The sequence below is a fragment of the Bradyrhizobium lupini genome (assembly GCF_040939785.1).
Lineage (GTDB): Bacteria > Pseudomonadota > Alphaproteobacteria > Rhizobiales > Xanthobacteraceae > Bradyrhizobium > Bradyrhizobium canariense_D.
Map to the genome: position 1 here is coordinate 5,824,397 of NZ_CP162553.1, position 21,261 is coordinate 5,845,657.

The window sequence follows — 21,261 nt, forward strand, 5'->3', positions numbered from 1 at the left end:
CGTGATCAAGCTCTGTCGTCGACGACTCCGCGTCGATATTGCGAAGGCAGGGCAACTTCGTCGAACCGTTGGGCGAGAGCATCGAGAGCCGCGCGCATCTGCGGCCCCTGCATGGCCGCGCCGTGCCCCGTGACGACGATCTCCGGAGCGAGTGCGGCAAGTGCGCGCACCGATGTCTTGGCGCTTCCCCAATCGGGGGTGAAATACATCGGGGGCCCGTGCATCTCCGGCGTTTGCGTCACTGCGGCGTAGACGGATTCCTGCCGCGTCGTGATGAAGGCATCGCCGGCAATCAGCACGCGGTCGCGTTCGCGCCAGAGCGAGATATGCCCTGGGGTATGGCCGGGGGTATGGATCCACTGCCATTCCGGCATGAAGGGCACGCTGTGATCACAGGGAAGATCATAAAGGCGCGATGCGACATCCACCGGCTTTGTCGGGAAGAGCGGAGAGAGCCGAGCGAGCAGCCCGCCACCGACGCTGGGATCGGCCGACGGATAGGATTGGCTTCCGTCCAGATAGGGATGCTCGGCCGCATGGGCATAAACCGGCACGTGCCATTCATTCCCTAGCGTTTCGAGCACGCCGACGTGATCGAAGTGCCCATGCGTCATGACAATGCAGGAAGGCCGGCCGTTTCCTCCAAACCGGGCTTTCGCGGCGGAGCGGATGGCGCCAGCCGATCCGGGAATGCCGGCGTCCACCAGCACCCAATTGCCGTCGCCGGCGTTTTCGAGGCCAACGAAAATCACGTTGACGATCGCGAGCTGACGATAGGCGACGTCAGCGACGATCTGCCGCGTGTTGTCATTGCGGTCGAGGTCGGATTGCGCGTGCTCCGCGTCGGCGGAAGAGGGAAGCGGGATCTGCGTCATGTCCATTCAAGTCCGAGTTGGTCAGCTCACTAGCGCTCGATTGTGCCGATCCGCCGGATCTTCCTCTGAAGCAGCATCACGCCGTACAGCAGCGCCTCCGCGGTCGGCGGGCAGCCGGGCACGTAGATGTCGACCGGCACGACACGATCGCAGCCGCGCACGACCGAATACGAATAGTGGTAGTAACCACCGCCATTAGCGCACGACCCCATCGAGATGACGTAGCGTGGCTCGGGCATCTGGTCGTAGATCTTGCGAAACGCCGGCGCCATCTTGTTGGTGAGCGTGCCCGCGACGATGATCACATCCGACTGGCGCGGCGATGCGCGCGGCGCGAAGCCGAAGCGTTCGGCGTCGTAACGCGGCATCGACATCTGCATCATTTCGACCGCGCAGCAGGCGAGCCCGAACGTCATCCACATCAGCGACCCGGTTCGCGCCCAGGTGATCAGCTCCTCCGCGCTCGCCGTGAAGAAGCCCTTGTCCGCAAGATCGTCGCGGATCGTCATGAAGAACGGATCGGAAGTGTTGTCGGGCCGTCCCTCGCCCGGCCGGCCAAGTCCGGGCCGGCCAAGTCCAGGCCGGCCAAGCGAAGCGCCTGAGCTGCCGACGTGCGGAGAGCTGTCTGTCATTCTTGTCCCTAAGCGCTGCGGCCGTTTGGCGATGCGACCACACGTTCGGGAAAACAGTCATTTGCATGCCGCGTTCCTGCGGCGGTAGCGGGATTTGTGTTCTGTTATCGCAGGTTAGCTTCGGGTCCGGCGGCCGGAACCCAGCGTCGGCGTCACGGATCACTCTAGGAACGATCCACCGAAACTGCGGTTGGCGGCGACAAGGCCGGTGAAATGGAGAACATGAAATGACGAACGCAGCCCGCGATACATTCGTGGTTGGATTACGCAATGCGCATGCGATGGAAGTGCAGGCGCGAGAGTTGATGGAACGTCAGTCGGAACGATTGGACGAATATCCCGAGGTCAAGGCCAAGGTTGCCGCCCACCTTCAGGAAACCAACGAGCAGCTGAAGCGGCTGGAGAGATGCCTGGAAGCCTGCGGGGAGAGCACCTCCAGCCTCAAGGATACGACGCAATCCATGATGGCGAACATGCAAGCCATGGCACACTCTGTCGCCGGCGACGAGATTCTCAAGAACACATTCGCCAACAATGCCTTCGAGAATTTCGAGATTGCTGCATACAAGTCTTTGCTCGCCCTCTGCGGCGCCGCTGGGTTCGCGGAGGCCAAGGAGCCTCTTGAGACGTCGCTGAAGGAGGAGCAGCGCATGGCCGCCTGGATCGACTCGAACGTCGAGAAGGTGACAATGGAATATCTGGCGCATCAGCGCCACGCGGCCTGATCGCACTCCACACCCACCACGGCGAGACCGGCGGCTTCGGCCGCCGAGTCCGCCTGCGGTCTCATATCGGCTCGCAGGACCGGAACCCTCTTATCCACGTTTGGCTGTAATGGCGCACATCATTTTCAGCGACTACCGTAGTCCCGCTGCCGAACAGGCCTATGAGATCGCGTGGGACTTTCTGGCCCGCAGCGGGGCGATCCACGATGAGTTCGAGGCGTGCGTGTTTCTGGCCCAGCGCATCACCATGATGGTCGAGGAAGGCCAGGAAAACCGGATCCGGATGGCCAATCGCGCGATCTCCGAATACCAGTACCATCTCGAGAACTTCTGCAAGCCGGCCCGTGGCGCGGCTGCTTCACGGGCTTGAGAGCTCGCGCGGGTTCCGCGCGTTCCTCGGCTCGTTCTGCCGTTTACTGCCCATCGGCGATCGTTAGCTGTCCGCGTGCCCCGGTACGTCCGCTCCTGCGCGGTGCAATGGCCGGAACAAGTGCCGGCGCTTCCCCGGCCATGCGCATGGCGAAATAGGCGATCGTCGCCTTGAGACCGTCTTTGAGCGCCACGCGCGGGCGCCATCCCAGCGCGCGAACGGCTGTGTCGATCACTGGTTTGCGGCGCTTTGGATCGTCCTTCGGCAACTCCTCGAATCGGAGCGGCGAGATTGACTCCGTATACGCCAGCACGTCGCGCGCAATAGCCTCGATGGCGACCTCGTGGGGATTGCCCAGATTGCACGGACCAGTAATCGAGGATGGACTCTCCATGAGCAGCTGGAGGCCGCGCACGAGATCGTCGACGAAGCAGAAGCTCCTGGTCTGCGTACCACCTCCATAGATCGTGATCGGCTCTCCGCGAAGCGCCTGCACGATGAAGTTGGAGACCACGCGTCCGTCATTCTCCAGCATACGGGGTCCGTAGGTGTTGAAGATGCGCGCGACCTTGATTTCGACGCCGTACATGCGATGGTAATCGAACATCAGCGTTTCCGCAGCCCGCTTGCCCTCGTCGTAGCAGGCCCGGGGCCCGATCGGATTGACGTTGCCGAGATAGGTTTCCGGCTGGGGGATGCACTTCGGGATCGCCGTAGACCTCGCTGGTCGATGCCTGCAGCACCCGGGCGCCTTTCCGTTGCGCGAGCTCCAGCATGTTGATGGTGCCGAGCACGCAGGTCTTCATCGTGCCGACTGGATCCTTCTGGTAATGCCTGGGTGAGGCTGGGCAGGCAAGGCTGTAGATCCGGTCGATGTCGCCCTCGATCTCGATGGGATCGCGCACGTCGTGTTCGATGAAGCGAAAATTCGGATGATTGAGCAGCGGGCGGATGTTGTCGATCCTTCCCGTAAACAGGTTGTCGAGGCAGATCACGGTGTGGCCGCGCTGCAAAAGCGCGTCGCAGAGATGGGATCCGATGAAGCCGGCGCCGCCGGCCACCAGAACGGTGGGAGAGCGGCGGGACGCGTTGATGCGGGTCTGAAGTGTCATGGTGCTGCCTTTCAGATTTGAGCGACCTGCATGGGACGCGAGGCGGGAAGTTGCGGGGCTTTCCGGCGGCGGCGGACCGACGCCTCGGCGTAGTAGGTCTCGACTTGCCGGGCGCGATGGTCGGAGGTGTGGTCAGCCAGAACGCGGCGCCGTGCGTTTTCCGCGATCGTGCGCCTTTGCTCCTCGGGCATGTCGCGCAGGATCTCCACGACGTCGCGGGGGCTCGATGCGAGCAGGATTTCCCGGGAGGGCTCGAAGACGGTCTCGATTCCAGGCCACCGGTCCGAGATGAGGGGCGTGCCGCACGCGGCCGCTTCGAACAGCCGAACGCTGGGCGAGAAGCCGAGCGCGCGCATGTCGGCGCGGGTGGCGTTTAGCGTAAAGCGTTGCTCTGCGTAAAATCCCGGATGATGTTTGGGCGTGAGGTGCTCGATCCGGGCGACATTGGCGGGCCAGACCACCTCATCGGGATATTGCGCGCCGGCGACGACGAATTGCTCGCGTGAGAGAGTGCGAGCAGGGGCGAGCAGCAGCTGCTCCAGAACCGGCTGCCGGTCCTCGCTGTAGGTTCCGAGATAGCCAAGTGCCCATTTCTTCTCCGCGCGTTGCGGCGCGTAGATGTCGGTGTCGGCACTGCAATACAGCACCCGAGCCAGCGGACTGCCATAGTTCTCCTCGATCATGCCGGGCACCGGGCCGCCGGCAAAGGACAGGTAAAGGTCGAAGCGCGGGATCATCGCCGCGGACAGATAGTCCAGGCCCTGCTCGAGCTTCGCAAGCGTGACAGGCGTGTCGATGTCGTAGAAGGCAGTAATCCCCCGGGCGTGGGTCGTGATCCATTCGGAGATCGCGATGCCGTCGGGCACGTAGGAGCCGATGACCACCAGATCGGCATCCCGGATCATCTTTCCGAAACGCTGCGGGATGTCCTTCAAGGATTGGTAAAGCTCGACAGTCCAACCGGAAGGCTTGGCAAGATCACGATGCTCGCGATACCAGGGAACGTCGCGTTCCAGAAACGTGACGTGGTGACCTCGTCGTGCCAGGGCTTCGATCAGGGCGCGATAGGTCGTGGCATGACCGTTGCCCCAGGACGAAGTAACCGAAAGACCGACGACGACGATGGTGAGGTTCATTCTGCTGCCTCGATTCGCGAACTGCTTGCGGCAAAGAGATCGTTGAACTGGCGGGCGCGCTGCCGGTAGGTGTGATGGCTCAGAATGCGCGCACGAGCGCGCGCTGCGATCGCCTGAGCCCGCTCGGGGCGCAGTGCGGCAAGATGCTCTGCGACCTCCGCCCCGCTCGCGGCCACCAGCACCTCGCGATCTGGCTCGAGAAAATGATCAATGCCGTCCCACTGGTCGGTGATCAGGCAGGCTCCGGCACCGATGGCCTCGAACACGCGCGTTGGCGGCGAGAAGCCGTAGCGCGCCATGCTGTCGCGATTGACGTTCAGCGTAGCCAGACCGGAGCCGAAGAACGCGTTGTGGTCGCCGGTCCCGACATGCCCGACCTTATGCAGATTGGATGGCGTGTCTTTGGAGTCCCACCCCGATCCACCGAGCACGAACGTTTTGTCGGGCAATTGGCGCGCGACGTCGAGAAAGAACCGCTCGACGCGCTGCTCGCGGTCCGGGAGGCGGTTTGCCAGCAAGCTCAGATCGCACGTGAAGTGCGGATTGGGCGGCGCCGGAAAGTGCGTGGCGGGGTCGAGCGCATTGTAGATCGGCACGCAGTCTCGCGCGCCGATGCCGCGATAAGCGGATACGACAGCATCGCCGCCGCCATAGGTCAAAACCATGTCGTAGGATCGGATCACATGGCGCAGATGATGGTCTGGATTGTCCGTCACGGACTCCAGCGTCGCGGGGGCATCGACGTCCCAGTAGATGCGCATTGCATTCGACGGAATGTCGGCGACCGCGTTCTCCAGCTCCCGATCGAAGACGCCGACGCCGCTGGCTTTGACCAGCATGTCGGTCGAGCGGGCGGCTTCCTCAAGCGAGCTACGCCAGCCCTCGGGCGTCGCGGCGTAGACCACCACCTTCGCCCAGTCGGGATCGTCGATGTCGCGATGGGCCTGGCGCTCGAAGGCATCGGGCTCGAAGAATGTGACGTCGTGGCCGAGGGCCGCAATCTCCTTCAGCATGCCGCGGTAATAGGTGGCGGCACCGTTCCAGTAGGATGAGACGAGGCTGGATCCGAAGAAGCAGATCTTCATGCGGAGGCTCCGATGTATCGCAGGGGCTGTGTCGCTTGGCTTGAAGCCCTGAGGTCCTGCACGATGCCGACAAGCTGCTCCGCCCGGTGACGGCAGGTGTGACGCTCCTTGATCGCTCGGAGTCCAGTCTCCACCGTGGCTGACCATAATTCCCGGTCATCGAGGAGCGCACGAAGCGCCCGCTTCATTGCGGTGCCGTCGGAGGCGCTGAGATAGGCACCTTCCGGGAACAGGCCTTCCGCGTCCGACCAGGGGGCCGAGACCAGTGGAATGCCGCACGCCATCGCCTCGAAGATGCGAATGGTCGGAATGCCCGGTAGCAAGCGGACATAGGGACCGCGGGGGACGTGGACAGTCGCGCGTGCGCCGGCGAAAGCGATGGGAGCCCAGTGTGCGGGCAGCCAGCCGCCGTACCGAATGCCCCCCGCCTGAATGGTCGCGAGGGCTGCGTCCGAATAGCGGACGCCATAGACGCCCGCGCGCAGCTTCAGCTCGGCCACGGGTTCGACCAGAAATTCGTTGAGCTCGGCGCTGCGTTCGCCGTCGCCCCAATTGCCGATCCAGACGACATCGTCGGTGCGCTCGATATGCGGCAGCGGATGATACAGGGCGATGTCGGCCGCCTCGTGCCAGGTGAAGGCTCGGTCCGCCCAGCCGAGCTTCATATATTTGGCGAAGGACCTCGCCGAAGGCGAGCACACCGTCGAAGCCGTCGAGGTCGAACTGCGCGAGTTCGTCCGGTGCGCTGACGGCGCGATGATGGGTGTCGTGGAACAGCAACGTGAAGGGCGCGCCGTGAGCCCGTCTCGATCCGATGTCTGCGATCAGATCAGGCGAATTCCATTCGTGGACGATGACGAGATCGGCGCCGTGCAATGCCTCATCGAGATCAAGGGAGGCGTCGTAGCGGCGGATGCCGATGCCGGGAAACAGCGTTGGAATATCCTCCATCGTCTGACTGCCACCCTCGCGGATCGCATTCAATCGGCTCCAGCCGTCGATCGGCTCGAACACGACGACCTCGTGACCGAGCGCGTGAAGTTCGCGGGCATAACCGCGCACGAAATGGGCATTGCCGTTGTTCCAGCAGGAGGTGAACGCGTGATAGAATAGAACGCATTTCATGCGCGTACCTCCATGGGGGCAGGCGCGTGATGGACGGCAAGCAGCTCCTCGTAGAGGCTGAGATAGGCGCTCGTGGTTCGGGTCAGCGAGTAGGTCAGGGAATGCTCAAAGGCGGCACGTTGCAGCCTCACCCGCTCGCGATCGTCGGTGCACAGACCTGCGAGCGCTCGACGCAGCGCCTTGCTGTCGGTGGGATCGACGAAGAGCGCGGCCCCGCTCCACAATTCCCTGAAAGTCGGAATGTTGGACAGGACGAGAGCGCATCCCGCCGCCGCGGCTTCCAGAACGGAGAGGCCGAACGGCTCATAGAGCGCGGGGCTGGCGAAGATGGCGGCCTGCCGCAAATGCGCGCGCATGACTTCGTGAGGCAAATGCCCGAGCCAGGTGACGGAAGCCGAAGGGCACTCATCCGCCGGGCCCGCGACCTGAACGGGCCAGTCCAGCCCAGGCGCTGCAGCCGCCAGGACCTCGATGTTCTTGGCGCGGTCCCAGATCCGGCCCGCCGCAAAGATCACGTCTTGCTTCCGTCCCGCAAAGCCCTGAGGGCCAATTCCATTCCAGATCACGATGCCGCGCGAGCGAGGCCGATAAATTTCCGCAATGTCATCGTGGAAGGACTGGCTGGGACAAACCCAGGCCTGTGCCGTGTCGAGTGCGGCCGTCACCCGTTCGGTGTAGCGGCGCCATTTCGGTTCGCCGAGCCAGCTCGTATCGCGGCAGGCGAGCCCCCAGGAGTTGACGCAGGAATGCGCGACGACCACCACCGGAGCGCGCCAGGCGAAGGCCGCCTCGCGAAAACTGTTGAGGTGAATGACGTCAGGCCGGATTCCGGCTTCGAGCTTCGCAAGGACGCGCCTGGCCTGGGCCAGATCTTGTCCTTCCGGGTCCTGCCATTCGAGCGCAAGGTCCGTTTCGATCAGGCGGACCCGCGAGCCACGCAGCATCTCAAGCTGGCCGGCCCGCGCGCGCGGACCCATCATCACCAGGGTGACGTCGGCGCCCTTCGCAGCAAGGGACGAAGCAAGTGAGGACGAGTAGGTCCAGACGCCTCCGACAGTATCGGTCGTCATCAGGATTCTGAGCTGCGAGCTGCGGCTCATGATGCCACCTGCAGTTCGAGAGCCTCGAGCGGGACCGGGCGATCGTTCTGCACGTCGCTGAACTGGTCGAACATCGCGAGATAGTGCCGGTGTGCGCGCTCCCAGGCGAAATCGTCAGGCTCGCCCCACAGCTTTCGATAATCCGGCGACCCGGGATAGGGATACAGCGGGACCGGATCGTTGGCCCAGATGCCGGCATCCTGCATGGTGCGGCGCCAGCGCTGCACGATGGGGTCATCGTCCTCGGGGACTTCGATCAAATTGGCCTGGACGAAAGGAACGTGACGGCGCGCTTCGACCAGCCGTTCGGCAAGCTGGTCGGTCGTCATCTTGCAGTTCTTGGCGAGCGCGGCGCGACCCTCGACGGTGAGGCTTTCGATGCCGGCTTCAATCGAGACGCAGCCGGCGCGGCCGAGCAGAGCCAGCATGTCCGGCTTCCAAAGGTCGATGCGGGTCTGCACCCCGAACTTCAGTCCGCGTGTGGTCAGCCCTTCCAGCAGCTCCGCGTTCGGAAGGAAAATCTCGTCGATGAAATAGACATATTCGATGCCTTGACGGCGCAGACCGTCGATCTCTTCGAGAACGATAAGGGGGGGCCGCTTGCGGTAGGCGTTGCGAAAGTTCTCCTTGGCGCAGAACGTGCAGCTGTACGGACATCCCCTGGATGATTCGACCTCGGCGCCTGGCGCCTGCGGCTCGGCTTCGAAGCGGTGATGGTGATGGTGGTGTCGCCGGATCATCTCCTCCGGCCAGTCGAGCGGCGGCTGATCCATGAACGCGACGGCCTGCGGGCCGCCATTGACGCGGAGCGATGCGCCATCGGCAAAGCACAAGCCCGGAAAGTCCCGTTCGCCATTGGCTAGACGCAGCAAGGACGCCTCGCACTCGCCCATCACGACGATGTCGGTGCCGAGCTTTCGAAGCGCCGCCCTTGGCACGGTCGAGCCATGGGGGCCCACCGCGATGAGGATCGGAGCCAAGTCGCGCACCGCCATCGCAAGCTCCTGCGGAACGCGGAGCTCGGGAGGGGCGCAGCGCCAGAACAGATAGGTCGGCGCTGTCGTGATGACGATCTGGTCGGGGCCGAACGCGCGCAGCTCGGCTTCGATCTCGGTGAGAGAAAGGTCAAACATGTGGGCGTCGAGCAGCAGCGTCTTGTGCCCGGCCGCCTTCAGGTAGTGCTCGGAGATCCCCAGTTCGAGCGGAAGGTGAGGCGATCGGCAGCCAAAATAGATGCTGCCGCCAAAGTCCCAGTTTGGGTTGATGAGGGCAACACGCGTCATGCGAGCGCCTCGCGGTTGTCTTGTGACGATCCGAACCGGCCGTCCAGCCAGGTGTGAAGGGATCGGAGTCCATCTGCGAATGAAATCTGAGGTGCCCAGCCGAGCGCGCTGGAGAGCGCGCGCGTGTCGGTCACGTACCAGGGCTGATCGCCGGGCCTCCAATCGGCAAAGCGATAGGCCACCTTGCGGCCGGTCAGATCGGTGATGCGGTCGATCAATTCCAGCAGACTGATCGCGTTGGCCGGACCACCGCCGAGATTGAATACGCGCCCACGGGCGAGCGCGATGCCATCGAGCACGGCGAGCCAGGCCGCGGCCGCGTCGGAGACGTGAAGCGCATCGCGGACCTGATGGCCGTCGCCATAGATCGTCAGCTCTTTGCTGCGGATAGCGCTGAGCAGGAAATGCGCGATCCAACCCTGATCCTCGGTGCCGAATTGACGGGGCCCGTAGATGCAGCTCATGCGCATTACCACGGTCTGGAGGCCGTAGACCCGCGCATAGTCGTGGACGTATTGATCCGCCGTTCCCTTGGAGCATCCATAGGGGCTGTAAAAGTCGAGCGGCGCATTTTCCGAGATGCCGGCCGCCAGCAGGCCGCTTGTCGGCGTGTAGCGGCGGCCGGTGAGCGCGATGTCGCCATCATCGATCAGGCGTCCGTAGACCTTGTTGGTCGAGGCGAACACGATCGGTGCGGCGTTGTTGTGGAGGCGCACGGCTTCGAGCACGTTCAATGTGCCACGCGCATTGATCTCGAAATCGGCGGCCGGATCGCTCACGCTGTCGGTGACGGCGACCTGGGCGGCCAAGTGCAGCACGGCGCGGGCTTCGCGTACGGCGTCGATCACCGGGATCGGCTCGCGAATGTCGGCCACGGTGATTGTGACCCGGTCGCCATGCCGGGACTTCAGCCACTGCGCATTCTCCCGCACGCCGGCGCGGGCGAGGTTATCCAGGATCAGCACCGGCTCGCCGCGCTCCGCGAGGCGGTCGGCGAGGTTGCAGCCGATAAACCCGCAGCCGCCGGTGATCAGGACGGGTCTGTTGTCTCGTTCACTCATCACGCGACCAATCCTCGTTGCTGCAGCTCCTTGGTGGCTCGCTCCGCCTGATCGTCGGCGATCTGGTCGGCGAGATATTCCGCCAGCTCTTCGAGCCCGTCCCTGAATGCGACGCGAGGCTCGAAGCCGAGCACGTCGCGGGATTTTCCCATGTCGGCGAAGCAGTGCCGGATGTCCCCGGCGCGATATTTCCGCGTCAGCTCGGGCGCAATGTCGCGGCGCCCCATGACTTCGGCCAGATCCTCCGCGACCGACAAGATGGTGCGACTCTGACCAGAGCCGACGTTGAAGACGTCCTGCGCATGCTCCGCCTCCAGCGCCATCCGGCAGGCGCGGGCGACGTCGTGGACATGGACGAAGTCGCGGCGCTGCCGGCCATCCTCGAACACGAGGGGAGGACGGCCGTTGAGCAGCCGGGCGGCGAAGATGGCCAGTACGCCGGTATACGGATTGGACAGGGCCTGACGTGGCCCGAACGCATTGAAGAAGCGTAGCGCCACCGTCGGAATGCCATACGCCTTGCCTGTGATCAGGCACATGCGCTCCTGCGCATATTTGTTGAGCGCATAGATCGAGCTCAGCGAAGGCTGCTTTGTCTCCGGCGTAGGGACGGGATCGAGCGGGTTGCCAGCGGCATCGCGCAGCTCCCAATCGCCGCGGCGAAGCTGCTCGACAGCCCGCTCCTCGCAGGCGACCACGCTCTGATCGGCGCTCCGGTAAAGGCCCTCGCCGTAAATACTCATGGACGAGGCCACCACGAGCCGCGCGACCGGGCGCTTGGATAGTGCCTGCAACAGCACGGCGGTACCGAGCTCGTTGGTTCTGACGTAGGGTTCGATGTCATACATGCTCTGGCCGACGCCGACCGCTGATGCGAGATGCAGGACCATGTCGGTGCCGCGCAACGCATGATCGACCGCGAGAGCGTCGGTGACGTCACCGACGACGAGCTCCGCGTCTTTGGCAAGATAGGCGGGACGCTGGCGGTTGCCTCCGTGGACCTGCGGCGAGAGATTGTCGAGCAGGCGGACTTCGTAGCCGGCCGCGAGCAGCTCGTCCGCTGCATGCGATCCGATGAATCCCGCACCTCCAGTGATCAATACTCGCGTCATTCACCGCTCCGTGCCGCCGTAAGATCGATCCTGCGGGATCAATCCGTGATGAGAATGAAAGCGCGCTGCTGTTCTGGTCGAGCGACCGGCGCGCCAGTCACATTTGGAAGTAGAAGCGGTGCAAGGAATGTTCGTTCCTGCGAAACCTACAAACGAAAATTTCTCTAACCTGGATCAATAACCCAGGTGAATCTGCGCGGTGCAGCAGGCTAAAAATACACGCCGTGACCCGGTGCCTGCAGCTCGAGATGGCTCGCGACCGTCGCGCCGATGTCCGCAAATCCGGCGCGCTTGCCGATCGGAGAAGTTAACCGCGCGCTCCACGCCAAAACCGGCACTTGTTCCCGCGTGTGATCGGTACCGCTCCAGGTCGGATCGCAACCATGATCAGCCGTGATGATCAGGAGATCATCCTCGCGCAGGCGGTTCAAAAGATCCGGAACTCGCGCATCGAAGGCTTCGAGCGCCGCTGCATAGCCTGCCACATCTCGGCGATGGCCGTACAGCGTGTCGAAATCGATGAAATTGGCGAACAACATCCCGCCCTCCGCGAGAGAGGCCAGCCCATCATACGTGGCATCGAACAGCGCTTGGTTGCCATCGCCGCGCAGGTTCCTCCCGGTGCCGCGATGGGCGAAGATGTCGTCGATCTTGCCGATCGTTACGATGTCACGGCCTGCGCTCTCGGCAAGATCGAGGATCGTTCGCTCCGGCGGGGGACGGAGAAGTCCTTCCTGTGCGCTGTTCGCTTGAAGTCACCTGCCGACGTGCCGATGAAGGGGCGTGCGATGACGCGCCCGATGTTGAGGGGGTCGACCAGTCGGCGTGCAACACGGCAGACCTCATAGAGGCGTTCGAGACCGAACGTCTCCTCGTGCGCTGCGATCTGAAACACGCTGTCGGCCGACGTATAGCAGATCGGTTCGCCCGTTCTGATGTGACGCTCGCCGAATTCGGCGATGATCTCCGTGCCGGAGGCGTGACAGTTCCCGAGGATGCCGGGCACTCGAGCCTGTTCGCACAGGCTCTCCGTCAGGTCGCGCGCGAAGCATGGCTTGGTTCTTGGAAAATAGCCCCAGTCGAATGGCACCGGCACGCCGGCGATCTCCCAATGGCCCGAGGGCGTGTCCTTGCCTTTGGAGATCTCGCTCGCGCAGCCAAATCGCGCATGCTCAGTTGGGCCATCGAGCCCCGGCGGCACGCGCCCGGTGGCGAGACGGCAAGCCTGGCCAAGGCCGAGCGCAACCAGATTGGGAAGCTGAAGCGGCCCCTCCCGGTGCGGTCCGTCGGCATTGCCGGCCATGCACATCTCGGCAATGTGGCCGACGGTATCGGCACCCTCGTCGCCGTAATTGATGGCATCGGGCGCGGCGCCGATCCCGACGGAGTCCATCACCAGGATCACGGCGCGCATGTCGGCTCCGAGATGGCCGGGCGCGAAGACGCTGCGGACGGCGCGAGCCCGGTTTTCGCGCAATAGCGTTCGACCATCTGCGCGCAGAACTCGGCGAACTCGTTCACGTCGAGCGGCGGGCTGGTGTGATGAGGCTCGATACCCCGATGTTCCGGGGTGAAGCAGAAGGTCACCGTGACCTGAAACTCGGCCAGCGCGTCCATCTGCCGATCGAACCAGTCGAGCGCATTGGGACGGAAGCTGTCGGCCCAGGACAGGCCAGTCCTGAGATGCTGCACGCCCAGCCGGCGCATCCAGCGCACGGCGTCGTCGAGGCGGTGGTCCTCGAAGTGAAACCACTGGCACAGGCCCATCGCAGGTGCATATTGGGCGAACAGGTCCGCCGAGGCTTTCGGCGTTCCGTCCTCGCGTAGCAGGCCCATGTGAAAATGCCTGTAGTAGGATGAACCTTCAGCCTCCTTGTGCCGGGTCGTGGCCTCCCAACTCGAAGGCAGATCGTAGAGGCTGTACCAGTGAATGCGCGGAGCGCGGCCGATCAACAACTCCGCCGTTCGGGTCAGGCCCCAAGCCTGCACCTCCTCGGCGCCGAAAGACGAGACTCCCACCTCCGTGACCCAAACAGGCAGCGGGGTGACGGCCTTGATCTCGTCGATCTTGGCCGGCCATTCCGCGATCTGCCACAGGTTCCAGTCCAGCGGAAAGCCGTGCACGGCCACGGCATCGACATGATCGAGTACGCCGCGCGCCTGCATGTTGCGCAGGAAGGACGGATCGATCGGCGATATGCCGCCAAGCACACGTGGGAGTGTGGGATGCGCGCTGCGGATCGCCTTTCCGGCAGCGAGCGACAGGCTCGCGAACATGGTCCAATCCGGATCGATCAGGATGTCCCAGTGCGACTTGTTGTTGGGCTCGTTCCAGATCTTGGCGGCTTCGATCATCGGCCAGTCTCCCGCGACGGATAAACCGGACCTTCCGCCTGCGGCCTTGTCACCCGTTTGCAGAGATAGACTTCCTCTTCCGGATGCGCCGCGATCGCAAAGCCGGCGCTGCGCAGCATGGCTTCGGCGCAGGCGCGGTTCGGCACCCACCAATTGGTGGGGTCGTCGGCATATTTGTTCTCGATGAAGTGCAGCTTTGGATAGCCCGGGGAATCGAACTGATCGGTGGTCCAGAAGTCATAGTTCTTGTCGAGGGAATCCACGCGGCTGGCGCCGCGCTGCATCGACTGGAACAGCAGGAGATCGCCAGCCACGTGCTCGTGGATCAGGTCGAGTGCCAGCAGAGGGTGCCGCAGGTGGTAGAGCACGCCCATGAAGATCACGAGATCGAATTTTTCGCGCAGCTGGCCGACATCATAGGCTGACATCTTGCGGAATTCGATCCTGAGCCCGTTCACCTCGGCCGCGAAGCGGGCTTGCGCGAGGTATTCGTCGTCGGTGTCCAGGCCGAGGACGCGCTCGGCGCCGCGCCGCTTCATCTCCATGGCGTAGAAACCGGCATTGCAGCCGATATCGAGCACGGTCTTGCCTTCGAGGCGGTCCGGAATGATCCCGGAAAAGCGGCGCCATTTCACGTTGGGATAGTCGCCGAGAAAGTGTGAAGGCGCTGTCGGCACGCCGTTCAGGTCCAGATTGTGAAACCATGGCCCGAGCGCATCGACGCGCTGGCGGATTTCCTCGCGGGAGAGGGCGCCTCTGCTCATGCGGTCACTCCATTGTTCATTGCGGAGGCAGGGCGGATTGCCTCCGGCGAACCGCCGGCCAGCAGTCGAGAACGTCCGTTCCCGGCGGAGCTTTCCGCGAGCAACGCCATTGCCGTCCGGTAGCCATCGATGGTGCCGACGTCGACATAGGATTCGCCGGCCTTGACGCCGAGACCCTGGCCGCCGCCCGCGATGTAGGCATTGACGAGCGTCCCGAAATATTCATCGCGGCGGTCGCGCTTCGTCCACAACGACTGAAGCTCGCGAAATCCGTGGCCGGACATCTTGAAGGCGCCCCATATCCATTTCGACACCGCATCCGGCTGCTTGACCTGGATCTCCGTGACGCGATCGCCGTCGAGCACGACGGCATCGAAGAACTCGGGATGTTCGACCGGAAACAGCAGAAACGACAGGTCGGCGGCCGGCAACGTCTGCAAGGCCGCCTTTGGGAACCATACGGTATCCGGAAGTCCGACCAGGACGTCTTCGTCGTGGCCAACGACCGTGCCCGCCCTGAAGACGGCATCGCACAGCCCCGACGCATCGGGCTGCACGACATAGGCGAGCTGGGCGCTGCCATAATGATCGCCGAAATATTCGAGGATGTCCGATTTGCCGGGGGAGATCACGAAGCAAATCTTGTCGGCGCCCCCAAGGATCAGCCGCTCCAGCAGATATTCGGAGACGGCGCACGGACGGTCGATGCCGTCGTCCCGTTGGCTTCCGACCGGAAGCAACTCCTTGGAGAAGGCGAGCGGCTGGATGCGGCTGCCGCGGCCCGCGGCCGGAACGATGCCCCACATGATCAGGCCTCCTCGGGTTGCTGTCGGCGCGCGCCGAGCGATGCCGTCTGCTCGAGCAGCCAAATCAGTTCGGCTGCGCGCTTGTCGGATGTGTGCTGATCCATGGTCCGTTCATAGGCGCGCCCGGCAATGTGCTGAAGCTCGGCGTCGGCCATCGTCAACGCAGCAAGCGTGTCCTTCGCATCGCATGCGATCAGGATCTCCTGCCCAGGTACAAAGAATTCATCGAGTCCCGGCCAGTCGTCGCTGAGGAGCGGGGCCTTGCAGGCAGCGGCTTCGAACAGGCGGCCGGAGGGGCACCAGCCCATCTCCGCCATGGCCAGCCGCGTGACGTTGAGTGTCAGCCGGGACGACGCAAAGAACGACGCGTGCTCCGACGGCGGCAAGTGCTGCACGAAGTAGATGTTTGGCGACCAGGAAAATCTTCCGGGTATTGTGCACCCCCGATCAGGAAGCGCAGATCCTGCCTGTTACGTGCGGGTTCGACGAACAGAGCCTCGAGCGCGCGCTGGCGATCCTGCGAATATGTGCCGAGATAGGACAGATCCGCACGGTAATGCGGCTGCGACGGCACCGGCCGATGGATGTCCGTATCGACGTGTCCGTAGAGCGGGCGGACGTTGCAGGCGCCGAGCCTGTCGCGAAATTCGTTGCAGATGCGGGAACCGCCGGTGAAGCTCAGGACCAGGGCGAAATCCCGCAGGCCGCGCGGCCCGATATAGGGAACGGCCTCGCCGGCCATCAGCTTCGCCAGCGTGACCGGCGTGTCGAGGTCATAGAACACGGGCACCGCACGACCCTCGGACAGGACAAGCTCCGTCGCGGCGATCGCGTCGGGACAATAGGACGTTATGATCGCGACATCTGCATCACGGATTTCGCTCCGCGCCAAAGGCAGCACATCGTCCCAGTTCGAGAACAGTCGCAATTGCCCGCCGGGCAGTTCGTGCAAATCCCGCGCGCCGGCGTAGTAGGGCACGTCGCGCTCGAAAAAGACGACGCTGTGGCCGGCTCGCGCGAGATGCTTGCAAAGCCCTCGCCACAGGGTGGCGTGACCGTTGCCCCAGGACGAGGAAATTGTCAGGCCGAAAATGACGATCTTCACGCTGGCACCCGCTGGTTGATCCCGGTGATCTTGAGTCCGCGATTGTCCACGCTGAGGGTGCTGACGCTGCCGGGGTCGATCTCGATCGAGAGGAAGTCGTCGAGCTCTTTCCGGGAATAGTGCAGCAGCGCCGCGCGGATCGGTTCGGCATGGCTGACGGCGACGACGACGGTGCCGCTACCATGATCGTTGCGCAGCTGCTCCAGATGGGCGACGACGCGCTTCTGAAGCGACCGCATGCTTTCGCCGCCCGGCGGGCGGTTCGTTCCGCGTTGTTCGTTCCAGCGCGACCAGCGGGGATCCCGGGCGAGCGCCTCGAACGACAGTCCGGTCCATTCGCCGTAGTCGAGCTCGTCGAGTGCCGGCACGATCTCGACCGGCAAGCCGAAGCGCGCCGCCAGGATGCAGGCCGACTGCATGCAGCGCCGCTGCGGGCTCGACTGAACCATGCTCGGCGGGGGCGTGAAAGTATCGGCGCATCGCGCGATTTCCTCGCAGCCGAGATCATCGAGCTCTACGCCCTTCATCCGGCCACAGAGCGTGCGGCCGAGCAGGGCATGATGCCCGTGGCGGATCAGATGAATGATCTTCGCCATCAGGTATACGCCTTGTCGTCGATGAAGGCGCGCGTTCGCCGTCCGGCCTCTTCGTCCGTGAACTGCTGAGGCGGCGACTTCATGAAATAGCTCGAGGGGCCCGTCAGCGCGCCGGCCTGCCCGCGGTCCATGGCGAGCTTGGCGCAGCGGACCGCGTCGATCACGACACCCGCCGAGTTCGGGGAGTCCCAGACTTCGAGCTTGACTTCCGCGCTCAAGGGAACACCGCCGAACGTGGTGCCCTCCAGGCGGATAAAGGCCAGCTTGCGGTCGGTCAGCCACGGCACATGGTCGCTCGGGCCGACATGGATATTATCGGCATCCATGGGCACGTCGAACTGGCTGGTTACGGCTTGGGTTTTGGAGATCTTCTTTGATGTCAGCCGCTCGCGCTCGAGCATGTTCTTGAAATCGGTGTTGCCGCCGACGTTGAGCTGGTAGGTTCTGTCCAGCCGTACGCCGCGTTCGCGGAAGAGATTGGCGAGCACACGGTGCAGAATGGTGGCGCCGACCTGGCTCTTGATGTCGTCGCCGACGATCGGCAGGCCTGCATCCTCGAAACGCCGCCGCCAGTCGGGATTCGAGGCAATGAAGACGGGGATGCAATTGACGTAGCCGCAGCCGGCCTCGATCGCGCGCGCGGCGTAAAATTCGCTCGCACGCTGCGAGCCGACGGGAAGATAGGACACAAGCACGTCCGTGCGCGAGGTCGCGAGCACTTCGGAGACGTCGGCTTCCGGGACATCCGCAATCGGGACGTCGTCCTTGAGATAATGGCCGACGCCGTCCATGACGGGGCCGCGTTGGACCATGACGCCGGTGGGGGCGACGTCGGAGAAGCGGTGCGTGTTGTTCGGCGCTGCGAAGATCGCCTCGGCCACGTCGCGTCCGACCTTGCCGGCATGGACGTCGAAGGCCGACGCGACCTGAATGTCGCTGATGTGGTAGCCGCCGAGATCGGCGTTCATCAGCCCAGGCACCGGCTCATTCGATTTGGCGTCCCGGTAATAGGAGAGCCCTTGAACGAAGGAGCTCGCACAATTGCCGACACCGACGATGCCGACGCGCACGCGCCGCCTGTCCTGAAGACGAGAATGCATGGCTAGAGGCCCTCCGGAAGACGTGCAGCGTTAAGGCATGCAGTGTTGAAGAGATGCAGTGTTGACGTAAGTACGTCGGCGAACGTGGGGAACGTATGTTCGTTCCTGAACTCACTGCACTATGTCCGCCTCACGTCGGATTCCGGCCGAAAAAATCTCGCGCGCTTAACCTGGGATAGAATCCCGGGCGGGTTGGTGGGAACGAAAAGCTTCCATGATGAAGATGAAGAAGATGATGTTTTGAGAGAGTCCGGCCTACGAAAGAACAAATGCTCGCGCCCGGCGTTCACGGCGAAACAGTCCGACGCGAGGGCCGATCCGTCGCTCGCTCCTTGTCAGCAATCGAGGTGTCACATGTCATCCAAATCACAAACCAGCGAAGCCCAGCAGACCACCAGCCATGATGTGATCCGGAAATGGGCGGAGGAGCGCGGCGGAAAGCCTGCGACGGTCAAGGCCACGGAGGAGGACGGACACGCCGGTATCCTGCGCATCGATTTCGATCCGCCCGACGAAGGTCTCGATCGGATCAGCTGGGACGAATTCTTCGCCAAGTTCGACGAGGCCGGCATTGCCTTCCTCCATCAGGACCAGACCAAGGATGGTAAGCCGAGCCGCTTTCACAAATTCGTTCGGCGCTAGTTGAATCACCACGTGTCGGGCAGCTGGACCGAGGCGATGCGGGCAGGCGACTTCGAACGCGCCTGGGCAATCAATGACCGCGATCTGGCAATGCTTGCGTATCCACCCAAGCACACCGGGCCGCGTCACCTGCAGCGGATCTGGCGTGGTGAGGAACTGAGGGGCAAGGATGTGCTGGTCCGCTGCTACCACGGGCTCGGCGACACTATCCAGTTCCTGCGCTTCATGCGGCCGCTTCGTGACGTCGCGCGCCGCGTCACGGTCTGGTGCCAGGGCGAGCTTCTGCCGCTGGTCGAGCGAGCGGCTGGCGTCGATCGGGCCTTCGCGCTCCATGATGGTGCACCTGAGGTCGACTTCGAGGTCGATATCGAGATTATGGAGGTGCCGCATGCCATAAGGGCGAGGCGAGAGCAGGTCGAGATGCGCGCACCTTACCTGTCGTTGCCGACCAAGGTCGAACCAGCGCTCCCGCAAGACCGAGGTCTCGAACTCAGGGGCCTTGCCGTGGGCCTGGTTTGGGAAGTCGGCAATTGGGACAAGCGGAGGACCGTTCCGCCGTCCCTGTTGGGACATCTTGCCGTTCCCGGCGTGACGCTCTGCTCACTGCAACGCGGGGCCCGAACGTGCGAACTGGCCGAGATCGGCGCGAGGGACGTCAGCACGCCTGACGTTACGGTTCTCGGTCATCTCCTCCAGCGGCTCGATCTCGTCATTTGCGTCGACACTATGGTGGCCCATCTCGCGGGAGCACTCGGCTGTGAGGCGTGGGTCTTATTGCATGCGGATTGCGACTGGCGCTGGCCGGCATCCGAGGCCCATTCCCTTTGGTATCCGAGCCTGCGGCTGTTTCATCAGAGGACACCAGGCAACTGGGATAGCGTCCTTGAAGAGGTGCGGGAGGCCCTGATTGCACGCTCCGCAAGTCTCCAAGGTGTCGTCCGAAAGGAGCTCAAGCGAGCGCAAGGTCCGCCGTAAGTGGCCTGAGACGCGAGGACGACGCATCGTCGCGGCTGGACGAAATGCTCAGGTAAGTCGGATCAGATCTTGCGAGCCGCACGAGTCCCTGCCAGTCCGTGATCGTTACCGTCTTGCCCTGCCATTGCAGGAGATTGCATCGTCGCAGTTCCTGAATCGTGCGGTTGGCGTGGACCGGGGAGATGCTGCATGCTGCCGCAAGATCCGATTGGGTGAAGGGTGACGGCAGTCTGAAATCTCTCGCCAAGCCGACGCTTTGCAGCCGGGTGGTGATCTCGCACAGCAGATGCGCCACGCGCGTCAATGCATCACGGCTACCCAGGTTCACTGTCCAGTTGCGCTGAATGGCGTGGGTGGTGAGCAGCATCAGCAGCAATGCGCGAGACATCGCGGGCGAACGCGCGGACAAATCGTGAAAGAAGCGGTGTGGCACGAGAGCGACGATGGCAGGGCCGAGCGCGATCAGGTTGCCGTCAACGCGAGGACGATAAAGCGTGTGTAGATCGGCGATGTCACCGGGAACATGGATTGACGTGATCTGCCCGTCCGCACTCTCTGCATCCTGCCACGACAGATATCCCTGAAGGAGCAGGCAGCACTGGGTGGCATCATCGCCATGCCGCAAAACGGCCTGACGCGAACCGAGATGCGCGATTGTGCTTGCCATGTCCGCGAGCAGGTGGAGATCGTCGGCCGTTACGGGAGTGAGGCTCGCCAACCGGTCGGCGAGCTTGGAGAACGCAAATCCTGCCTGCATTGGTCGCCTAATAACTCAGAACCCGTCCCCAATTTGATCGATGAGAACGACAGAGCGCATTAAACTTTGATAGTTTTACTCCATGCAGGTCATTGTTTGTCTGCCCAGCATGCGCCCAGAAGTGCGAGGGCGATCGGTCAAACGGTTCCGGAATAGTAGACGGCGCATGCGATCGTCCTCAAGGATCGGACGATTCGGGAACCGGAAGCGCGAGTCGCGCTCCGGCGAAGCATCTGTGTTTCTCGCGGCGGGATCCGCGGAGATCGCGCTAGTCATGCTCATACTGTTCCGAGAGAAACTGATTGATCGCGTCGAAGGCCTGCAACCGGTTCTTCTCCAGCAGGACCATGTGCGTGCCTTCGCCGATCTCGACCCGTCGCCGATATCGCGCGGGTTTGTGCGCACTGAAATTGGCGTGCGTGACGCGTGCCCGTGCTCCAGGTCCACGCCGAGGGCACTGGGACGTGCGTATCAGCTGGTCACATGCTCCGCTGTGCGAGATAGACAAGAGGTGCGATTCCGACCGTCCAGGGCCGGTTTGACCC

Annotated in this window: 18 protein-coding genes and 4 pseudogenes; 4 read left to right on the forward strand and 18 right to left on the reverse strand. The window is 63.3% G+C overall.

Annotated elements, in window-relative coordinates; translation table 11 throughout:
* Positions 1 to 5: 5 nt before the first annotated feature.
* Together AB3L03_RS27620 and AB3L03_RS27625 are read right to left on the reverse strand one after the other, a co-directional pair.
* Positions 6 to 875: an MBL fold metallo-hydrolase gene (locus AB3L03_RS27620; RefSeq protein ID WP_162847265.1), complete on the reverse strand. Its 870-nt coding sequence runs from the start codon at positions 873 to 875 to the stop codon at positions 6 to 8.
* Positions 876 to 904: 29 nt separating this feature from the next.
* Complete coding sequence (locus tag AB3L03_RS27625) at positions 905 to 1,507, reverse strand: NADH-quinone oxidoreductase subunit B family protein (RefSeq protein WP_085348967.1); 603 nt, start codon at positions 1,505 to 1,507, stop codon at positions 905 to 907.
* Between the two features lie 227 nt (positions 1,508 to 1,734).
* On the opposite strand from AB3L03_RS27625, the gene AB3L03_RS27630 reads away from it, so the two are divergent.
* Positions 1,735 to 2,232: a ferritin-like domain-containing protein gene (locus AB3L03_RS27630; RefSeq protein WP_368507333.1), complete on the forward strand. Its 498-nt coding sequence runs from the start codon at positions 1,735 to 1,737 to the stop codon at positions 2,230 to 2,232.
* A 109-nt stretch (positions 2,233 to 2,341) separates the two neighbouring features.
* A complete protein-coding gene (locus AB3L03_RS27635) occupies positions 2,342 to 2,602 on the forward strand; it encodes a hypothetical protein (protein ID WP_085348969.1) in 261 nt (86 codons plus the stop codon).
* A 43-nt stretch (positions 2,603 to 2,645) separates the two neighbouring features.
* Here AB3L03_RS27635 and AB3L03_RS27640 read toward each other — a convergent pair.
* The 15 genes and pseudogenes from AB3L03_RS27640 to AB3L03_RS27710 form a co-directional block, all read right to left on the reverse strand.
* Positions 2,646 to 3,714 (reverse strand): annotated as a pseudogene (locus AB3L03_RS27640) (UDP-glucuronic acid decarboxylase family protein).
* Positions 3,715 to 3,725: 11 nt separating this feature from the next.
* Entirely contained in the window at positions 3,726 to 4,850 is a 1,125-nt protein-coding gene (locus AB3L03_RS27645) for a glycosyltransferase (protein ID WP_085360992.1), read from the reverse strand.
* Complete coding sequence (locus tag AB3L03_RS27650; RefSeq protein ID WP_085364612.1) at positions 4,847 to 5,935, reverse strand: glycosyltransferase; 1,089 nt, start codon at positions 5,933 to 5,935, stop codon at positions 4,847 to 4,849. The genes AB3L03_RS27645 and AB3L03_RS27650 overlap by 4 nt, the downstream gene beginning before the upstream one ends.
* Positions 5,932 to 7,060 (reverse strand): annotated as a pseudogene (locus tag AB3L03_RS27655) (glycosyltransferase). The gene AB3L03_RS27650 and the pseudogene AB3L03_RS27655 overlap by 4 nt, the downstream one beginning before the upstream one ends.
* Positions 7,057 to 8,160 carry a glycosyltransferase family 4 protein gene (locus tag AB3L03_RS27660; protein ID WP_368507334.1) on the reverse strand — a complete coding sequence of 368 codons (1,104 nt, stop codon included), beginning with the start codon at positions 8,158 to 8,160 and terminating at the stop codon, positions 7,057 to 7,059. The pseudogene AB3L03_RS27655 and the gene AB3L03_RS27660 overlap by 4 nt, the downstream one beginning before the upstream one ends.
* Positions 8,157 to 9,443: a TIGR04295 family B12-binding domain-containing radical SAM protein gene (locus tag AB3L03_RS27665; protein WP_085360997.1), complete on the reverse strand. Its 1,287-nt coding sequence runs from the start codon at positions 9,441 to 9,443 to the stop codon at positions 8,157 to 8,159. The genes AB3L03_RS27660 and AB3L03_RS27665 overlap by 4 nt, the downstream gene beginning before the upstream one ends.
* Entirely contained in the window at positions 9,440 to 10,504 is a 1,065-nt protein-coding gene (locus tag AB3L03_RS27670; protein WP_085360999.1) for a GDP-mannose 4,6-dehydratase, read from the reverse strand. The genes AB3L03_RS27665 and AB3L03_RS27670 overlap by 4 nt, the downstream gene beginning before the upstream one ends.
* Positions 10,504 to 11,616, reverse strand: a complete 1,113-nt coding sequence (locus tag AB3L03_RS27675) for an NAD-dependent epimerase/dehydratase family protein (protein ID WP_085361001.1) — start codon at positions 11,614 to 11,616, stop codon at positions 10,504 to 10,506. Before AB3L03_RS27675 ends, AB3L03_RS27670 begins: the two co-directional genes overlap by 1 nt.
* A 209-nt stretch (positions 11,617 to 11,825) precedes the next feature.
* Positions 11,826 to 13,030, reverse strand: a pseudogene (locus AB3L03_RS27680) (phosphopentomutase).
* Positions 13,018 to 13,971, reverse strand: a complete 954-nt coding sequence (locus AB3L03_RS27685; RefSeq protein ID WP_085348978.1) for a beta-xylosidase — start codon at positions 13,969 to 13,971, stop codon at positions 13,018 to 13,020. The pseudogene AB3L03_RS27680 and the gene AB3L03_RS27685 overlap by 13 nt, the downstream one beginning before the upstream one ends.
* The gene (locus AB3L03_RS27690; protein ID WP_368507335.1) at positions 13,968 to 14,735 is read right to left on the reverse strand and encodes a TIGR04290 family methyltransferase; all 768 of its coding nucleotides are present in this window, start codon (positions 14,733 to 14,735) and stop codon (positions 13,968 to 13,970) included. The genes AB3L03_RS27685 and AB3L03_RS27690 overlap by 4 nt, the downstream gene beginning before the upstream one ends.
* Positions 14,732 to 15,541, reverse strand: a complete 810-nt coding sequence (locus AB3L03_RS27695) for a nucleotidyltransferase family protein (RefSeq protein ID WP_018460367.1) — start codon at positions 15,539 to 15,541, stop codon at positions 14,732 to 14,734. The genes AB3L03_RS27690 and AB3L03_RS27695 overlap by 4 nt, the downstream gene beginning before the upstream one ends.
* 2 nt (positions 15,542 to 15,543) lie before the next feature.
* Positions 15,544 to 16,646 (reverse strand): annotated as a pseudogene (locus tag AB3L03_RS27700) (glycosyltransferase).
* Positions 16,643 to 17,242 carry a histidine phosphatase family protein gene (locus AB3L03_RS27705; RefSeq protein WP_018460365.1) on the reverse strand — a complete coding sequence of 200 codons (600 nt, stop codon included), beginning with the start codon at positions 17,240 to 17,242 and terminating at the stop codon, positions 16,643 to 16,645. Before AB3L03_RS27705 ends, AB3L03_RS27700 begins: the two are co-directional and overlap by 4 nt.
* The gene (locus tag AB3L03_RS27710) at positions 17,242 to 18,342 is read right to left on the reverse strand and encodes an inositol-3-phosphate synthase (RefSeq protein WP_085348982.1); all 1,101 of its coding nucleotides are present in this window, start codon (positions 18,340 to 18,342) and stop codon (positions 17,242 to 17,244) included. The genes AB3L03_RS27705 and AB3L03_RS27710 overlap by 1 nt, the downstream gene beginning before the upstream one ends.
* Positions 18,343 to 18,696: 354 nt before the next feature.
* Here AB3L03_RS27710 and AB3L03_RS27715 point away from each other — a divergent pair, with 354 nt between their 5' ends.
* Together AB3L03_RS27715 and AB3L03_RS27720 are read left to right on the forward strand one after the other, a co-directional pair.
* Positions 18,697 to 18,984 (forward strand): hypothetical protein, encoded by a 288-nt coding sequence (locus AB3L03_RS27715; protein WP_018460363.1) that lies wholly within the window; start codon positions 18,697 to 18,699, stop codon positions 18,982 to 18,984.
* Between the two features lie 12 nt (positions 18,985 to 18,996).
* Positions 18,997 to 19,959: a hypothetical protein gene (locus AB3L03_RS27720; RefSeq protein ID WP_368507336.1), complete on the forward strand. Its 963-nt coding sequence runs from the start codon at positions 18,997 to 18,999 to the stop codon at positions 19,957 to 19,959.
* On the opposite strand, the gene AB3L03_RS27725 is transcribed toward AB3L03_RS27720, so the two are convergent.
* A complete protein-coding gene (locus AB3L03_RS27725; protein WP_368507337.1) occupies positions 19,934 to 20,716 on the reverse strand; it encodes a Crp/Fnr family transcriptional regulator in 783 nt (260 codons plus the stop codon). The two genes, AB3L03_RS27720 and AB3L03_RS27725, sit on opposite strands and share 26 nt — an antisense overlap.
* Between the last annotated feature and the right edge of the window lie 545 nt (positions 20,717 to 21,261).

Coding starts and splice junctions, on each gene's coding strand:
- AB3L03_RS27630 (WP_368507333.1), top strand. CDS start 1,735: ATGACGAACGCAGCCCGCGATACATTCGTGGTTGGATTACGCAATGCG.
- AB3L03_RS27650 (WP_085364612.1), bottom strand. CDS start 5,935: ATGAAGATCTGCTTCTTCGGATCCAGCCTCGTCTCATCCTACTGGAAC.
- AB3L03_RS27665 (WP_085360997.1), bottom strand. CDS start 9,443: ATGACGCGTGTTGCCCTCATCAACCCAAACTGGGACTTTGGCGGCAGC.
- AB3L03_RS27670 (WP_085360999.1), bottom strand. CDS start 10,504: ATGAGTGAACGAGACAACAGACCCGTCCTGATCACCGGCGGCTGCGGG.
- AB3L03_RS27675 (WP_085361001.1), bottom strand. CDS start 11,616: ATGACGCGAGTATTGATCACTGGAGGTGCGGGATTCATCGGATCGCAT.
- AB3L03_RS27620 (WP_162847265.1), bottom strand. CDS start 875: ATGACGCAGATCCCGCTTCCCTCTTCCGCCGACGCGGAGCACGCGCAA.
- AB3L03_RS27625 (WP_085348967.1), bottom strand. CDS start 1,507: ATGACAGACAGCTCTCCGCACGTCGGCAGCTCAGGCGCTTCGCTTGGC.
- AB3L03_RS27725 (WP_368507337.1), bottom strand. CDS start 20,716: ATGCAGGCAGGATTTGCGTTCTCCAAGCTCGCCGACCGGTTGGCGAGC.
- AB3L03_RS27685 (WP_085348978.1), bottom strand. CDS start 13,971: ATGATCGAAGCCGCCAAGATCTGGAACGAGCCCAACAACAAGTCGCAC.
- AB3L03_RS27660 (WP_368507334.1), bottom strand. CDS start 8,160: ATGAGCCGCAGCTCGCAGCTCAGAATCCTGATGACGACCGATACTGTC.
- AB3L03_RS27695 (WP_018460367.1), bottom strand. CDS start 15,541: ATGTGGGGCATCGTTCCGGCCGCGGGCCGCGGCAGCCGCATCCAGCCG.
- AB3L03_RS27635 (WP_085348969.1), top strand. CDS start 2,342: ATGGCGCACATCATTTTCAGCGACTACCGTAGTCCCGCTGCCGAACAG.
- AB3L03_RS27645 (WP_085360992.1), bottom strand. CDS start 4,850: ATGAACCTCACCATCGTCGTCGTCGGTCTTTCGGTTACTTCGTCCTGG.
- AB3L03_RS27705 (WP_018460365.1), bottom strand. CDS start 17,242: ATGGCGAAGATCATTCATCTGATCCGCCACGGGCATCATGCCCTGCTC.
- AB3L03_RS27710 (WP_085348982.1), bottom strand. CDS start 18,342: ATGCATTCTCGTCTTCAGGACAGGCGGCGCGTGCGCGTCGGCATCGTC.
- AB3L03_RS27715 (WP_018460363.1), top strand. CDS start 18,697: ATGTCATCCAAATCACAAACCAGCGAAGCCCAGCAGACCACCAGCCAT.
- AB3L03_RS27690 (WP_368507335.1), bottom strand. CDS start 14,735: ATGAGCAGAGGCGCCCTCTCCCGCGAGGAAATCCGCCAGCGCGTCGAT.